Annotated in this window: 14 protein-coding genes; 7 read left to right on the forward strand and 7 right to left on the reverse strand. The window is 46.0% G+C overall.

What is annotated here, in order from left to right; all coding sequences use genetic code 11:
- The first annotated feature begins 6 nt into the window (after positions 1-6).
- Together CLV98_RS21160 and CLV98_RS21165 are read left to right on the forward strand one after the other, a co-directional pair.
- Entirely contained in the window at positions 7-594 is a 588-nt protein-coding gene (locus CLV98_RS21160) for a DUF3109 family protein (protein WP_109677772.1), read from the forward strand.
- Complete coding sequence (locus CLV98_RS21165) at positions 581-910, forward strand: MGMT family protein (RefSeq protein WP_109677774.1); 330 nt, start codon at positions 581-583, stop codon at positions 908-910. Before CLV98_RS21160 ends, CLV98_RS21165 begins: the two co-directional genes overlap by 14 nt.
- Positions 911-972: 62 nt before the next feature.
- Here the strand turns inward: CLV98_RS21165 and CLV98_RS21170 are convergent, their stop codons facing one another.
- Both CLV98_RS21170 and CLV98_RS21175 read right to left on the reverse strand, forming a co-directional pair.
- A complete protein-coding gene (locus CLV98_RS21170; RefSeq protein WP_229203520.1) occupies positions 973-1,545 on the reverse strand; it encodes a Cif family virulence factor in 573 nt (190 codons plus the stop codon).
- 272 nt (positions 1,546-1,817) lie between these two features.
- A complete protein-coding gene (locus CLV98_RS21175) occupies positions 1,818-3,302 on the reverse strand; it encodes a sodium:solute symporter (RefSeq protein WP_109677776.1) in 1,485 nt (494 codons plus the stop codon).
- 168 nt (positions 3,303-3,470) lie between these two features.
- Between CLV98_RS21175 and CLV98_RS21180 the strand changes: the two genes are divergently transcribed.
- The 4 genes from CLV98_RS21180 to ltaE all read left to right on the forward strand — a co-directional run bounded on the left by CLV98_RS21180 (position 3,471) and on the right by ltaE (position 6,201).
- Positions 3,471-3,689 carry an ATP-dependent Clp protease adaptor ClpS gene (locus tag CLV98_RS21180; protein WP_374755203.1) on the forward strand — a complete coding sequence of 73 codons (219 nt, stop codon included), beginning with the start codon at positions 3,471-3,473 and terminating at the stop codon, positions 3,687-3,689.
- Positions 3,690-3,718: 29 nt separating this feature from the next.
- On the forward strand, positions 3,719-4,333 hold the full coding sequence (gene recR / locus CLV98_RS21185) for a recombination mediator RecR (protein WP_109677780.1): 615 nt from the start codon (positions 3,719-3,721) through the stop codon (positions 4,331-4,333).
- A gap of 29 nt (positions 4,334-4,362) precedes the next feature.
- A complete protein-coding gene (locus tag CLV98_RS21190) occupies positions 4,363-5,079 on the forward strand; it encodes a superoxide dismutase (RefSeq protein WP_109677782.1) in 717 nt (238 codons plus the stop codon).
- Between the two features lie 111 nt (positions 5,080-5,190).
- A complete protein-coding gene (gene ltaE / locus CLV98_RS21195) occupies positions 5,191-6,201 on the forward strand; it encodes a low-specificity L-threonine aldolase (protein WP_211320096.1) in 1,011 nt (336 codons plus the stop codon).
- Positions 6,202-6,237: 36 nt separating this feature from the next.
- Here ltaE and CLV98_RS21200 read toward each other — a convergent pair whose 3' ends face one another.
- From CLV98_RS21200 to CLV98_RS21220, 5 genes are all read right to left on the reverse strand, one after another.
- Positions 6,238-8,280: a dipeptidyl-peptidase 3 family protein gene (locus tag CLV98_RS21200; protein WP_109677786.1), complete on the reverse strand. Its 2,043-nt coding sequence runs from the start codon at positions 8,278-8,280 to the stop codon at positions 6,238-6,240.
- Between the two features lie 42 nt (positions 8,281-8,322).
- Positions 8,323-8,724, reverse strand: coding sequence for a DUF1398 family protein (locus CLV98_RS21205; protein WP_109677788.1), 402 nt, complete (start codon positions 8,722-8,724; stop codon positions 8,323-8,325).
- Positions 8,725-8,952: 228 nt separating this feature from the next.
- On the reverse strand, positions 8,953-9,366 hold the full coding sequence (locus CLV98_RS21210) for a hypothetical protein (RefSeq protein WP_109677790.1): 414 nt from the start codon (positions 9,364-9,366) through the stop codon (positions 8,953-8,955).
- An 85-nt stretch (positions 9,367-9,451) separates the two neighbouring features.
- On the reverse strand, positions 9,452-10,387 hold the full coding sequence (locus tag CLV98_RS21215; protein ID WP_109677792.1) for a DUF4249 domain-containing protein: 936 nt from the start codon (positions 10,385-10,387) through the stop codon (positions 9,452-9,454).
- 12 nt (positions 10,388-10,399) lie between these two features.
- Entirely contained in the window at positions 10,400-12,784 is a 2,385-nt protein-coding gene (locus CLV98_RS21220; RefSeq protein ID WP_109677794.1) for a TonB-dependent receptor, read from the reverse strand.
- A 234-nt stretch (positions 12,785-13,018) separates the two neighbouring features.
- Between CLV98_RS21220 and CLV98_RS21225 the strand changes: the two genes are divergently transcribed.
- A complete protein-coding gene (locus CLV98_RS21225; RefSeq protein ID WP_109677796.1) occupies positions 13,019-15,613 on the forward strand; it encodes an alkaline phosphatase D family protein in 2,595 nt (864 codons plus the stop codon).
- Positions 15,614-15,631 lie beyond the last annotated feature (18 nt).

Raw genomic sequence — 15,631 nt, forward strand, 5'->3', positions numbered from 1 at the left:
GGATCCATGATACTAATTGAGAATACCTGCATCAGCGACGATATAGAAGATCAACTCTTTGTATGTGACTTAGAAAAGTGCAAAGGAGCTTGCTGTGTGGAAGGAGATTCCGGTGCTCCTTTGGATGAGGACGAACTGGCCATACTGGATGAAATATATCCGGCTGTGGAGCCGTATCTGACTGAAAAAGGAAAGGCTGTTATCAAAAAAGAAGGAACATTCACCACCGATTGGGAGGGAGACTATGTGACTCCCGTTATCGACGGGAAAGAGTGTGCCTATGCCCTGTACGACGAGAAGGGGATTTTAAAATGTGGGATTGAACAGGCATATATTGATGGTAAAACGACCTATAAAAAACCCCTGTCATGCCATTTGTATCCGATCCGTGTCACGAAGTACGACCAGTACCATGCGCTGAATTACGACCGTTGGAGCATCTGTAGCCCCGCTTGCTCCTTGGGGTCTGAACTTGGCGTGCCAGTTTATAAATTTCTTAAAGCCCCGCTCATTCGGGCTTATGGCGATGACTGGTATCGTCAGTTAAGCGAAGAGATTCAAGAGCGGCAACAAGCTAAGGATGGTCAAAAGTGATTTTTTTGAGGATGTCTATGCCGTTGTAAAGCTGATACCTGCCGGGCGTGTAACTTCCTATGGAGCCATTTCCAGCTATCTGGGGGCCAAGCAAGGCGCCAGAATGGTGGGTTGGGCCTTGGGGCATAGCCATTCGGCAGGGGATATTCCGGCCCATAGAGTACTGAATAGGGACGGCCGACTCACCGGTAAGCTGCAGTTCACTACCCCCACGCTGATGGAGGAACGGCTAGGCGCAGAGGGTGTGGCGGTAGTAAATGACCGGGTAGTGGAGTGGAATAAATTATTTTGGGATCCTATGTTGGAATTGCTTTAAAACTTAAAATCGGTCAGGGTTTATCCTCAAATGGATGGTAGGCCCTGACCGATTCTCTTCAATCATATTTTTTTGGTACCGCCACTCTCATTGGCAATCTTCTGAATCATCGGGAGTTTCTCTGCAGGGATTAAGTTTTTATAATCCCAGAAGGCCGAAACACATACAATTTTCCAGCGCCCATCTATTTTTTCCATCAGACGAACTTCCTTACTATGATGGAAGTTTTTTTCATTCTGATCACTATTAAACTGATCCCAAGTGAGGTAGGCTACCTGACTGCCGTAAAACTTGAATTGCATATTTTTTCTTTCTACAATAGGATGGCTCGAAAGGGGCTCGGGATTTTCTTCGATGTATTTGCCGATATGTTTGTTGATATCCTCCCAGCCTACGTTAGAGTCGAAAGTGCCGTCGTCGTTACTCCAGGCCTGAAAGGCGTATTCTGTTTGGGCGAAATTAGACTTCCAAGCTTCATAATCTCGGGCAAAGAAGGCCGCGGTCTCATTGGCTATTACCTCGCGGATGGCCTGCTTTTCGGCCTCCATGGTTTTTTCACTTTTATTAGGGTCTTTACTCTGGCCACAAGACCAAAACAATAGCGCGATAATAAAGAATAATGGATAAGTTCTCATGTCGTAATAAGTTAGTTTGTGAAGATTACTTTCAAAACACCACTTTAGGTACGCATACTAGATGAAATTCGTTTTGGTTATTAAATTTAGGAGTAAGTTAACAAAATTTTGGAGTAAATCAAGTAAAGTATCCTTGTTTTGGCCAGGAAGCCAACAATTATATTATCCGCACCATGGGGGCGAACTTTCTAGGAGCCCTTACTTTGTAAGAGGAAGCTAGTATTATTCAAAGAACCCCACAGGGTGATGGGATTCTTTGGGAGAAGGTTGAATTAGATTTGGGATCTTCCAGTACTCATGGCCATATCCCGCTTGTTGCCTTTTTTACCCAGGAATAGTAAGCCTATAAAAGTGAGCATCCCATTGATGATAAGTCTTTCGAATCCGATCTTATATCCATTAAAAATTTCTGCAGAATAACTATTCAATATATAGGTGATTATCGGCGCTATTACACAAATCAGAGGTACCCAGCGGTCGATGACGGGGCGCTTCATAAAGGCCCCAAAGGCGAATAAACCGAGTAGGGGCCCATAGGTATAGCCCGCCAAATCGAAAATGGCCGTGATGACTTCTTTATTATTCATTTTGCTGAACACCAGAATTACCAGGTAAAACAATACTGAAAAGCCTATATGAACCCAGAATTTGATTTTTGAGCGCTTTTCTTCTGGCTTCGCTTCTATATTCATAAAATCGATACAGAATGCCGTGGTCAGGGCGGTTAGGGCGGAGTCGGAGCTGGCATAGGTAGCCGCCGTAATACCTAATAAAAAGGTGACACCCACTAGGAGTCCTAGGTGGTTGAGGGCCAACATGGGGTAAAAATCATCTGTTTTGGCCAAGACCGGAATGCCCTTGGACTCGGCATAAACGTAGAGTAAAGCGCCTAATGATAGGAATAGGAAATTGACTACCACCAATACCGCGGTAAACCAAAACATGTTTTTTTGAGCCTCTCCAATGTTCTTACAGGTCAGATTTTTTTGCATTAAATCTTGGTCTAGCCCCGTCATGACGATGGCGATAAAAGCCCCAGCCAAGAACTGCTTAAAGAAGTTTTTGGGGTCGTTGGCGTCCCAGTAGAAGATCTTAGAGTAGCCACTGTTCTGAACCGTATCCCAAATAGCCGTTGGACCGTCCAGATTCAACTCTTGAGAAACCAAAACGATAGTCAATATAACGGCAGTAATTAAGAAAAAGGTCTGAAGGGTATCGGTGATAATAATGGTTTTAACCCCACCTTTAAAAGTATAGACCCAGATAAGAAATATGGTGATGGCCACAGAAATTTCGAAGGGTACTCCCAACGGTTTAAAAAGGGCCAATTGGAGTACTTGAGCGGCCACATAAAGCCGAACTGCTGAGCCCAAGGTACGGGAGAGCAAGAAGAATGCGGAGCCTGTTTTGTAAGACCAAAAACCAAAACGTTTTTCTAAAAAGGAATATATAGAAATCAGATTGAGGCGGTAGTACAGGGGCATCAGGACGGTGCCGATTACCAAATAGCCTATTATGTATCCTAGGACTACCTGAAAATAAGAAAACTGTATATTAGCCACCGACCCTGGGACCGAGATAAAGGTAACCCCCGACAAGGACGTTCCGATCATTCCGAAGGCTACCAAATACCAGGGCGACTGGCGGTTGGCAGTAAAGAAGGTATTGGTGTCCGCCCCTTTGGAAGTGAAAATTGAAATGGCAATGAGCATTCCAAAATATACGACGAGTATAAGCAAAGCAATAAGCGGATTCATTGAAAGCGGGTTATTAGTAGTGAATTAAGAATAAATTAAAAGATACCTCTTGTCCTTCTGATAGTCTGGGTTTTTCATTATTTTTGCTAATCAAACAGAAATTTAGTTGTTATGCAAATAGATATAGAGACAGACGAACAAATTCTGGAAGATACAGTAGCTGTCGATATGCTCAAACTCGTCATTTATAATGACGATGTAAACACTTTTGATTGGGTGATAGACACCTTGATGGAGGTGTGTGGGCATACGAGCGAACAAGCCGAACAATGCACCATTATCATTCACTACAAAGGGAAGTGCAGTGTGAAAGAGGGAGAGTTCGGGGAGCTACTGCCTATGCGCAATTCAATTTGCGAGCGTGGAATTTCTGCCGAAATCCACTGATCTTTCTTCCATATTTTTAATACTTCTACATGAATTATCCCTCACGTCTTATTGAGGAAGCTGTAAATGAAATATCCCGTCTGCCAGGTATAGGTAAGAAGACGGCCTTAAGATTAGCGTTACATTTGCTGAAACGAGATCAGGCCCAGACTTTACAACTGTCTGAAGCCTTGGTCAAAATGCGCTCTCAGACAACTTATTGTAGGCAATGTCATAATATTGCAGACGCAGAGCTGTGCAATATTTGCAATAACCCCAACCGAGACCAGCATATTATCTGCGTGGTGGTGGATACGCGCGATGTGTTGGCCATAGAAGCAACTAGTCAATTCAAAGGGCTATACCATGTGTTGGGAGGGATTATCTCCCCTATGGAGGGGGTTGGCCCCGCCGACCTGAACATCGATTCCCTGATGCAGCGGCTCGAAGGCCAGCAGTCTGGAGAGTCGGTAGAAGAGATCATTTTGGCTTTAAGCCCTACCATGGAGGGAGATACGACCGCCTTTTATTTACAGAAGAAAGTGAAAACATTCGGTATAAGAGTCAGTACCATCGCTAGGGGAGTCCCTATTGGTGGGGACTTGGAATATGCCGATGAAATTACCCTGGGAAGGAGTATAGTAAGCCGTGTGGCTTATGATTGAACAATTAAACTTAACCTATGAAAGTAATGATGAATAGAAAGGAATTTTTACGTGCGATGGCTTTAGGAACAGCCGGAGTCGCTACTATAGCCGATCAAGTATTTGCTGCTGAGCAAACCCCGGGTTTGGTACTGGAGAAGGCTCCTTTTAAGCAAGCGCCACTTTCTTATGGATTTGCCGACCTAGAGCCTAGCATCGACAAAATGACCATGGAAATCCATTATGGCAAGCACCATGCCGGGTATGTTAAGAACTTGAATGCGGCAGTAGCCGGAACTCCTTACGAGAAAAAAAGCCTCGAAGATATACTAAAGTCGATCAGCAAAGCACCTGTAGCTATTCGTAACAATGGAGGAGGGCACTGGAACCATAGCTTCTTTTGGGAAATAATGGCCCCTGGTAAAGGTGGAGCGCCTCAAGGTGCCGTTGCCGATGCTATTAAAGGTCAATTTGGCTCTTTCGAAAAATTGCAGGAGGAATTCAATAAAGCGGCAGGAACTCGTTTTGGTTCTGGATGGGCCTGGTTGGTAGCCAATAAAGGAAAGCTGACCGTAACCTCTACCCCTAACCAAGATAATCCCTTGATGGATATCAGCGAAGTGAAAGGAACCCCTATTTTGGGAATCGATGTTTGGGAGCATGCCTACTACCTACATTACCAAAACAAGCGTGCCGATTATGTAAAGGCATTCTGGGACCTGGTCAATTGGGATAAAGTAGCTCAGCATCTGAAGAGTGCTAAATAAGCGTTGAAATATATCGGAACATGCCTCAATTTACGCTGGTAAATTGGGGCATTTCTATATAGTATGAGCCAGAATAAATATGCGTATTTCCAATTTTTCGTAGCGTAATGTATAATGATTGATTTAAGAAGTGATACAGTTACCCGTCCTACACCGGCCATGAAAGAGGCCATGTGGTCGGCTTCCGTTGGGGACGACGTCTATGGTGAGGATCCCACCGTAAATGCTCTGGAGCAGAAGGTCGCCAATATGTTTGGGATGGAAAAGGCCTTGTTTTGTGCATCTGGAACTATGACCAACCAATTGGCCATTCGGGTGCACTGTGAGCCTGGCAGCGATGTGATCTGCGAGAAAGACTCCCATATTTATTTGTACGAAGGAGGTGGAGTAATGGTCAACGCCCAGGCCTCAGTTCGGTTGCTTACGGGAGATAAAGGTCGACTAAACGCTGGTCAGATAGCGGAAACCATATCTCCTGAAAACGATATTCATAATACCTATACCCGCCTGGTTTCTCTAGAAAATACCATGAACAAGGGCGGAGGGAGCTATTATGATTTCGATGAAATTCTTAAGATTCAGAAGGTCTGTAATGAACGGCGGGTGGCTCTACATTTGGATGGGGCCCGGCTGTTCAATGCCATAGTAGAAACAAATACTCCCTTGAAAGACTATGGACAAGCCTTCGACAGTATTAGTATCTGTCTGTCTAAGGGCCTAGGGTGTCCCGTTGGTTCCTTACTGCTAGGTACGGAGGCCTTTATACATAAGGCATTACGGTTCAGAAAAATGATGGGAGGGGGCTGGAGGCAAGCGGGCATGCTTGCTGCCGCGGGTATCTATGCGCTGGATCATCATGTGGAACGCCTAAAAGACGATCATCGACGTGCCTTAGCATTGGCAGAGCTGTTCTCTAGGCAGCCCGAAGTATCCTATATCTATCCGGTTCAAACCAATATTGTTATTCTTAAACTGCAGGATGGATTGGATGCCCAAGCCTATGTCGATAGCTTGGCGAAGAGAGGGGTGTTGGCCATAGACTTTGGAAAAAACCTAGTGCGGCTCGTGACGCACCTCGATTTTTCAGACGATCAATTGAATTGGCTCAGTGACCAATTATAAAGAACGGCGACCCTTTTATGGGTCGCCATTCTTTTATTAATTATACATCGGCAAAGTGCCATATTTTTTGCCATATTCGATCATCTGATTGTAAAAGGAATGTGGGTATTCGAGTTTTACATCTACGATCTCCCCTTCTTCGAGGATAGGCACCAGCCGTGGTTGAATAAAACCCTTGTAAGGCTTGATGTTAAGCTTGGCATATCGCTCCAACACTTCTTTGTGCAGGGGTTGATCTACCTTTACTCCGTAGTTTTCTACCAGTTTTTTTCCAGCTTCATAGTCGCCTTCCGATTTGATACGTTGTATCTCCTTGAGTAATTCACCAAAGAGGCCGCGTAGCTTTTCGTAATCGTTGACTTTTACATAGGTCTTGCCCTCCTTGGTAACAAATTCTACGATCTTCTGATCTTTCCCTTTTTCATAGACCCAGTAGGCATTTAGCGCCCTATTGCGCATATGAGCCTCCTCTATATTATCCCCTAGCTTCAGCCTGGTCAGCTGGGTGAAAAGTCCATTCATCATATAGCTGTCATATTCGGCCTTTCCCACCTCCAAGGAGGGCATCACGCCCAGCTCCACAAGCTTGGGATCCATAATAAAATACAGGCCCACCAAGTCGGCACGGGCTTCCTCTAGGCAGGAGGCATAGCTCTTTAAGGTCTTGTCTGGAGTGCCAATCCCAGGGTTGATCTGTCCGGAGGCATGCCCAATACACTCGTGCATATCGGTATGCAAGTCGCTAGCAAGGCTTCCGTATTGGGCTAGCCTGTCGCCAGTGGCCTTGTCCACCACAAATTCGTCCAGAAAGCCATTTCCTTTGCTCGATTCGTTATAGGCATGGATAATATTGCTTAAGGAGACCGACTTAGAGCCATGTTCCTTTCTGACCCAGTCAGAATTGGGCAAATTAATCCCTATTGGCGTATTAGGAGCGGCATCACCGCCTTCAATAATAACAGTAATGGCCTTGGCGCTGATCCCTTTCACGTTTTTCTTTTTGTGCTCCGGCATGAGTGGCGTATGGTCTTCGAACCACTGAGCTTGGTCGGCAATGGCCTTGATGCGCTTAGTGGCTTCAAGGTCCTTGAGCGATACCACACTTTCGTAGCTACCCTTTATGCCCAAGGCATCGTTATATACCTCCACAAATCCGTTAACCACATCAATTCGGCTGCTGGTGTCGGCTACCCATGCGATATTGTATTCGTCCCATTTCTTTAGGTCTCCCGTTTTATAGTATTCTACCAAAAGGGTCAAAGCCGTTTTTTGCTGCTCATTTTCAGCTACTGTTACGGCTTTTTCTAACCAGTAGATAATTTTGTCGATGGCAGGCCCATACATGGCTCCAGACTTCCATACCTTTTCGATGAGCTTTCCATTTTCCTTGGTGAGCTTACTATTTAGGCCCCATTCGGGCTGCTCGCCGGAGGAAGGGTACTGGGCATAAAACTGCTCAACTTCTTGTTGACTGACTCCTTCGTAGAAGTTATTGGCCGATCGGGCGATATTGTCTTTTCCCTCGGCCAGATCTACCATTTTAGATTGATATTGCGGGTCGAAAATCAGGGGCTGAATACGTTTCAAAAAGGCCTCTATCGTTTCCCCTTCTTCCAAAGGCAACTGTTTCGGATTGCTATTCTTGACCAATTCTGAAAAATATGCGAAGCTGCATTCCGGAACAAACTTGTCGTTGGAGTAATGGTGAAATATACCATTGCTAAACCATACCCTTCCGGCGTAGGTTTGGAAGTGCTTCCAGTCCTCGTCTGTTTTGGAGCCTTTAAAGCTATCGAAAATAGCATCGACGGTCTTGCGAATGGTAAGGTTGTGCTTACCACGCTGGTCATAAATGATATCCCGCCCTGCCAATGCCGCTTCATACAGGTAATAAGCCAAGGTTTTTTGCTGTAGGCTGAGTTCTTCAAAACCCGGAACTTGGTAGCGAAGTACTTGCAAATCGGCGAATGATTCGGCATTTACTTCAAAATCTGGCCCTTTATTTTCCTTTTTATCCGAACAACCTGCCAGGAGTAATCCTGCTAACAGTAACAATCCTGATGTTTTTAATGCCTTCATAATTGGTTCAGTTGATTATACAGAACTTAAAAATACTAATAATTAAGCTTCTGATATCATTTCTTCGTATTCATATTCGGAATTGGGTCCTTGGTATATTACTCGCATGCTCACCAGGTCGGCCAGGTAGGTATGTATGCCCGCCTGGCCTATTTCTTGCAAAAAGTCGGAGTAAGAAGTCAGTCCTTGTTGGTTTCTTTGAATAGCCTGCCGAACGGCTTCCACCTTAAAAGTCTCCGTAGGTTCAAAGACCGCAGTTCGTCCTGGGACCACCAATTTGTCGCCATTTTTGGAAGTATAGGTGGTGTCGCCAGAGTCTACACGTACCTCGTAATTGTCGATACCCAAGGCTTTTAATTCTTTTACAAATTCGGGAAATGGAAGGCCTTTAGCCTTTATTTCCGCCGACTCAATTAAGGATTCAGTTAACTCAATAAATTCCATGATGCTTTAGTTTGGGAGTAGTATGTTGCCAAAAGGCCTGTTTGTGGGGCTAATTTAAAAGAAAAACGAGAGAGAATTTATGACCAAGATCTTAGTACTAGGAGCATAAAGATATATCCAAACACATTTTTCTATATTAAGAGGCATAAAAGCCCGCATCCTACTACTTTTTCAAATGAAAAGTAGTAGGAAACGAGCTGGAGTTTGGCAGGCTGATCATGCGGCCAATCAGCTTGCAGATGCTGGTGCGTCACCGGCCCCCTTCACATACTTGCTTCGTGTATCTAGTTTTTTGATCATCTCATTCGACATTTCATCAGCCGAAATGCCATACCCGCTCACCAGCGTACCCTTAATGCCCTCATTAGATTCTATCAGATACAGGATAGACATATCGGAAGGATTGGTCATTCCTTCAAAACGATAAAAGTCGACGATATCAAAATCCTCAGGCGAGAGGCTTAGCTTCACGCCATCGTCTTGATGTGCCTCGAGGGCATGGGCGGTGAGGTTGAAGTCGTAGGTATAGCCTTCATTTTTGGCCGCTTCCAGCCTTTCCACTAGGGTGTCGGGTTCGTTGGTGTTCTGATATTGTGGGTTCTGGCTATTTTTATTTTGTTGTCCGTTTTCTACAGTTTCCATGATGCTCGTGCTTTTAGTTGAAAGTTCCTCTAATCGGAGTAGCATCAAAAACCATGCCTTTTTAACTAAATATTATCCGATGAGCTCAAAAGGGGATCTCAAGAACTCCCATATGGTAGGCGCCAAAACAGCCCAATCCTCCTTCAATATTGCTAAAAACGATGGTAGGCTCAGTAAAGGGGTTGTTGTTGAGGTTTTGATATTTGGTTTGGTGAAACTGATAGTAGTTTTTTTCTATGTTCAGTGTTTCCAGGTGAATCCTGATTAGCTTGACCTGGGGAGCGTTGGGGTCGTCGGGGCTACTTGAAGGTATGCGGTATATAAAATTGGGCGATTTGAGGGTAAGGCCATCTAGGTTGGCATCGGTTTGGAATAAGCGATTGTTGATACCGTCATCGTAACGTAAACTTACCTTTTTCCTCCTTCTTTGAAGGTTATAACCCTCCGTGGTCTCGTCCCAAACCAATTCGTTCAATTCTACTTCTATATATCCCCTACAAATATAATAGTTGGCCTGGCCAGGTATATCCTTAAAGCTGGACCGTATCCTAAGGGCGGTGTCGCCTGCTACTTTGTAGTGATACAGACTGTCGAAGGAGTAGCTGCTCACCGCTGTCTTCTCTAGTGGGACCGTCGTGGTTGCTGAGACCGTTTCTTGTTCGGTTGAAACCGTAAGATAGTACTGGGTTCCAGGGTGAATAGGGTAGGTACTTGCGCTGACGATATAGCGCTCATCCTCCGCAGAATATGGGATATCGATAGCGGAAGTACCATCCGTGAGGGTGACAACAGCATTGGAGATGGGGGTGAAGTTATAGTCAGTGGGGCCATATATCGTTTGCGACCGGGAGACTACCACTTCAATTTTTTCTTTTTCGGGGGCGATATAACTTTCTACCACCAGTTTGGAGCTTCTGTCGGGAAGTTTGGACGGGTCCACGTCGTTAATCAGGCTCTCACAGGAGCTAAGACCTACTAAGAGGAATAGCAACAGGCCGAAATGGAATTTATGAATCAACATGGGTATAGTAGCCTAGAATTTGAAGTTATAACTGATGGAAGGAATAATGGGGAAAAGAGAGTACCGGGATAGTACTGCCGACTCTCCCGTACCATTGGCATTGTCTTTCTTTCTGATGTCATAAAAAAACGGGTTGCGCCGATTATATGCATTGTAAAGCCCAATTTCCCAAGTCCGTTCGTGGCGTTTTTTTACTTTGTGGAACTGTACCGCCACGTCGAGGCGATGGTAAGGCTCGGCACGGAAACTGTTTTTACTGCCGTATTCCGTGGTTTCGTTGGGACTAGGCTTGCTGTCTGGGTTCAAGTCAAATCGATCTCCAAAGGTGTAATAGGTCGAAACAGGGATAGACAGGGCATTCCCTGTGCCATATACCCAGGTAGCCGATAGGGTAATTCTTTTGCTCAATTCGTAAATGCCTACTACCGAGATATCGTGCCGTCGGTCGTAACGTGGGAAATAGGTTTTTCCAAAATTAAGCTCAGGGAATTTCCATTGGGTCCAGGACAAGGTATAGCCAATCCACCCCGATAGCCGTCCGGTTTTCTTTTGTAACAGCAGTTCGGCCCCATAGGACCACCCTTGCCCCGCCGTGATATTGTCTTCCCAGTTGATTTCATTGGCATTTTGACCGTCGATACTTAAGAAAGAAGAGCCTTCTTTATAACTTAGGATTCGGTCCATATTCTTGTAATAGCCCTCTAGGGTGATGGCCAGTCCGGGCTTTTCAAGATCTTTGGCCAGGCCTAAAGCCACCTGGCTCGACTGCTGAGGCGCTACCCTATCGGTGGTGGGTACCCATAGGTCGGTGGGTAAGCCTAGCCCGGTATTGGATAGCAAATGAACATACTGATTCATAAGGGCAAATGACCCCTTCAGGGAAAAATCGTCGGCTAGCCGATAGGCCGCTGAGAAGCGGGGTTCGGGGCGCAAGTAGGTCTTGTTTTCCGTTTGGAAGGTCGAAAGTCGGAATCCAAGATTCATTTTGAGGGCCTGAGTAGGTTGCCAGGTGTCCTCCACATACACTCCAGATTCAAAGTTATTGATGGTTTTAGCCTTAAAATTAAGATCGTCGGGGAGGTTGGTCCCATGGATAGCTAAGGCCGATGGAACGAAGCGGTGGGCGGTAACTTGCCAACCAAATTTGATGCTATGGCGGGTGTTGGGGAAGTAGTCGAAATCGGACTTTAGACTGAAATCGCGTATCAAACTGTTATATCCTAATTTGAATTCGTCGTTGGGTGGGCTAGGATTTAGGATATTTTCTGAGGCCGATACACCGAAATTGAAATGACTGTATATTAAGGAGGTGTTTAGAAATAGCTTCTGGTTGATCAGGTGGTTCCATCGGAGTGTGGCCGTAGCATTGCCCCAGTCTAACCCGGAGCTTCGTTGCTCGTCGGGGGCGGTTTCCTTTACACTGAACTTGTCCTGTCCAAAATACCCACTGAGATATAATTTGTTTTTAGCGCCGAAATCGTAATTTACCTTCGCATTAAGATCATAGAAGTAATATCCGGGCCTTATTTTGCTGTTTTCTCCTTTTTGCTGTTGGGCAATGAGCGGTTGCGCAAGGAAATCGATATAGGTGCGCCGTCCTGAGAGAAGGAACGATGCCTTTTTATTGGCTAGAGGCCCTTCCAGAGTCAGTCTGGAAGATATTAGTCCTATGCCACCTTCCCCATGAAGCTTATCTTTACTGCCCTCCTTCATATTCAATTCTACGACCGACGACAGCCGGCCTCCATAGCGAGCGGGGAATCCGCCTTTGGTAAGCTCCACACTCTTGAGAGCATCACTATTAAAGATAGAGAAAAAGCCAAAAAGATGGTTGGCATTATATACGACGGCATCGTCCAGTATGATTAGGTTCTGATCCGGTCCTCCACCCCTTACGTACAAGCCCGTTTGTCCTTCCGTACCCTTTTGTACCCCCGGCATTAGCTGCAATACCTTGATGACGTCCTTCTCACCAAAAAATGCGGGTAACTTTTTGACCTGGCTAATAGGAATGTCGATTTGGCTCATTTGGGCCGCCTCGCTAACCTTTTGCTGCTGGCGATTGCCAGAAACGGTTACCTCCTCCAGTTGGTTGTCGGGCTCCAGGGTCAGGTCTATTTGAAGGTCTGTATTGGCTACGATGGGCCTTGTCTGGCGTTTATATCCCACAAAGCTGTAAATCATACTTCCTTGGGTTCCCTTGGGAATGGTAATGGAGTAAAACCCATAGCTATTGGCTACCGTCCCATAGGTGCTGTGCTCCAAATATACATTAACACCCGGCAAGAGTTCCTCACTGCCCTTTTCGCGGACGAAGCCACTGACCGTAATCCTTTCTTGCGCCTTAGCGGTAATAGGGAAAAGTAAAAACAAAAGAATTAGGTATATTAACGGCATGTATAGTAGATTGTGTTGTTGGAAAACGTTTTTTTTGTGTCCAACTATATACGAAAAGGGATATTAAAATGTTGCATACTACTGATTGATAACCCTTAATATCCGTGGGCCTCACCCTGGTGGAGCAACCTCTACGTATTGATTTGGTGATAAGTACTTTTCCGTCGGGATTCTGGACAGCCTAACGGTAAAGCAGCTTAATTCTATCAAAAGATAAAATTCTTTAAAGGAAATATGAAACGAAGGAAATTTATAGGGAATACCTTGTTGGCCTCTGCCGGGCTCACCCTCTCTAATGCGGCTTTTGGTCGAAGAAATGCCTTAGTTCGAGTGGACGACTATGCCAGTGACTGGCATCAAAAAGGTGATGGAACTTGGATAGGAGAGGCTTTTTGGGCGAATAGGTTACAGGATTGGCGCATGGAAAAAGGGGGGGTAGAGACGGTAATTCGCGGAAAAAACCGTTCTCTGGCTTTGTTGACCCACGAGTTAGGGAAGGCCTCCGAGCCATTTAGCATGCAGGTGGACTTGCAGTTTTTAGATAAAAAGCTAGATAAGGACCTGGTAGGGTTCAGAATTGGGAATGTTGGTCGGATAGACGATTACAGATCGACGGCAATATATGGCAAAGGAATGCGCCTAGGCTTGTTGGGGAATGGGAAGCTGCTCCTAGGTCAAAAACAATCCGATGAACGTGTGTCAGAAAGCGACTTAAGCAAAAAATTAACCTTACAGCTTTCGGGGAAGCCTATACATAGCGATTTGTATGCCCTGCAGTTGACGGTATCGGAAGGGCGCCGGCAGCTTCTAGAAATAAAAGGATATTTGGTAGGGAACAAAGAGATTATCGGCGGCATAGCCTTGCTGCATGATGCCGATACGGAGCTTCAGCAAGAACTGCAACCGGGCGTTCGCTTCGAAAGGTTCCTGTTGCGGGGCACTAAGCTCGTAGGGGATCCTTCTCGCACCTTTGGCCCCATTATGTTTGCCCAATATACCCTCGACAAACAAACCATTAAGCTCTCCGCACAATTAGCCCCTATAGGAGCGGGAGCCCAACGGGTCGATTTGTTTATCAAGGAGGGTAAGGACTGGAAAAAACTGGATACGGCACAGGTGGATCCAGTAAGTAGAGTAGCAGCCTTTAGGATATCAGATTGGCTAGCCACCACGCCTATACCTTACAAACTTCAACTTCAGGGCCATGGCTCGAGTTACGAAGGTAGCTTTGCACCAGCCCCTACGGCCGATCAGCCGGTAAAGCTCGGCTTGTTCAGTTGTAACTGTGATCATGGATTCCCCGATACCGACCTACGTAGCCATATTCTGTACCATAACATTGATGCGGCACTTTTCTTGGGGGATCAATTTTATGAGGGTACCGGTGGTTTTGGAGTCGAAGAAACTAGTCTGGATCGATCGATTCTCGATTATTTACGGAAATGGTACCAGTTTGGCTGGTCTTACCGAGATGTGTTCCGCCATATTCCTTGCGTGTCTATCCCCGACGATCATGACGTGTACCACGGCAATCTGTGGGGAGAAGAAGGAAAGGAGGCCCTCAAGGAAGGAGCGGCCTATGTACGCCAAGATTCGGGTGGGTATAAGATGCACCCCGAATGGGTTACGATGGTGCAGCAGACACAGGCTAGTCACCTTCCCGATGCCTACGATCCTACCCCCGTAAAAAATGGGGTCAGCGTATATTATACCGATTGGAACTGGGGACCATATAGCTTCGCCATTCTTGAAGATCGGAAGTTCAAATCGGCCCCTCAGCATATATTTCCTAAAGAAGCAGGCATTCAAAATGGGTTTATCACCAATCCTGACTTTAAAGACGAAACCTACCTCAATGCACCTAATGCCGAGTTGCTGGGGAGTAGGCAAGAGCAGTTTTTGGAAAACTGGGTGGCAGATTGGAAGCATGGGGCCCGCATGAAAATAGTGCTTTCTCAGACTAACTTCTGTACCGTTGCCACCTTGCCCAAAGGATCTTTAGGCGACTCGATGGTCCCTAAACTGGAGATTCCTGAATTAGGAACGTATGTGGCTGGCGACGACATGACCCGGGATATGGATTCCAACGGCTGGCCGCATAGCAAACGCAACAAGGCCGTAGATATCATTAGAAGGGGATACACGTTGCATCTGGCCGGAGATCAGCATATTGCCTCCGTAGTTCGATATGGAGTGGACTCCCACGACGATGCCGGCTTCGCATTTGCAGGCCCAGCCCTCAACAATATTTTTCCTCGGCGCTGGTGGCCCGATCTGCCCAAGGATCATCAGCCTCTGCCAGGGAAACCTTCGTACACAGGGAAATTTGAAGACGGTTTTAAAAATAAAATTACCTTACATGCCGTTGCTAGCCCTCGGAAAACGGGCCTCGAACCCGCCATTATTCATGATCGGGCTACGGGATATGGTATCGTCAAAATAGACCCTACCACTAGGGATATTACTATGGAGTGCTGGAAAAGGAGTGCCGATCCTGCTAAGGACCAGGCTAACGGACAGTACGACGGCTGGCCCATTACGGTCAATCAATTCGATAATTACGATCGACAGGCCTTTGAATACTTGCCCGAGCTAGAGGTGGTCGATCAACAGGATGCCGTAGTGCAGGTCCTCAACGAAGGGAATGGAGAGGTTCTATATACCCTACGATTGGTGGGGGATAAGTTTCGTGCCAAGGTTTTTGAAGAAGGAAGCTACACCCTCCGGGTGGGCGATCCCGACAAGGGGATTTGGAAGGAGCTGAAAGGCCTGAAAACGGGCAAGAAACGCAGAAGGAAGCAAAAAACGTTGAAGGTGCGTTTAGCATAGAATTTCCCCGGCTGATTG

Source organism: Dyadobacter jejuensis (assembly GCF_003149085.1).
Taxonomy (GTDB): Bacteria; Bacteroidota; Bacteroidia; order Cytophagales; family Spirosomataceae; genus Dyadobacter; species Dyadobacter jejuensis.

What these genes read in the sequence shown, in the direction of transcription:
- CLV98_RS21160 (WP_109677772.1), top strand. Translation starts at nt 7, where the DNA reads ATGATACTAATTGAGAATACCTGCATCAGCGACGATATAGAAGATCAA.
- CLV98_RS21165 (WP_109677774.1), top strand. Translation starts at nt 581, where the DNA reads ATGGTCAAAAGTGATTTTTTTGAGGATGTCTATGCCGTTGTAAAGCTG.
- CLV98_RS21170 (WP_229203520.1), bottom strand. Translation starts at nt 1,545, where the DNA reads ATGAGAACTTATCCATTATTCTTTATTATCGCGCTATTGTTTTGGTCT.
- CLV98_RS21175 (WP_109677776.1), bottom strand. Translation starts at nt 3,302, where the DNA reads ATGAATCCGCTTATTGCTTTGCTTATACTCGTCGTATATTTTGGAATG.
- CLV98_RS21180 (WP_374755203.1), top strand. Translation starts at nt 3,471, where the DNA reads ATGCTCAAACTCGTCATTTATAATGACGATGTAAACACTTTTGATTGG.
- recR (WP_109677780.1), top strand. Translation starts at nt 3,719, where the DNA reads ATGAATTATCCCTCACGTCTTATTGAGGAAGCTGTAAATGAAATATCC.
- CLV98_RS21190 (WP_109677782.1), top strand. Translation starts at nt 4,363, where the DNA reads ATGAATAGAAAGGAATTTTTACGTGCGATGGCTTTAGGAACAGCCGGA.
- CLV98_RS21200 (WP_109677786.1), bottom strand. Translation starts at nt 8,280, where the DNA reads ATGAAGGCATTAAAAACATCAGGATTGTTACTGTTAGCAGGATTACTC.
- CLV98_RS21205 (WP_109677788.1), bottom strand. Translation starts at nt 8,724, where the DNA reads ATGGAATTTATTGAGTTAACTGAATCCTTAATTGAGTCGGCGGAAATA.
- CLV98_RS21210 (WP_109677790.1), bottom strand. Translation starts at nt 9,366, where the DNA reads ATGGAAACTGTAGAAAACGGACAACAAAATAAAAATAGCCAGAACCCA.
- CLV98_RS21215 (WP_109677792.1), bottom strand. Translation starts at nt 10,387, where the DNA reads ATGTTGATTCATAAATTCCATTTCGGCCTGTTGCTATTCCTCTTAGTA.
- CLV98_RS21220 (WP_109677794.1), bottom strand. Translation starts at nt 12,784, where the DNA reads ATGCCGTTAATATACCTAATTCTTTTGTTTTTACTTTTCCCTATTACC.
- CLV98_RS21225 (WP_109677796.1), top strand. Translation starts at nt 13,019, where the DNA reads ATGAAACGAAGGAAATTTATAGGGAATACCTTGTTGGCCTCTGCCGGG.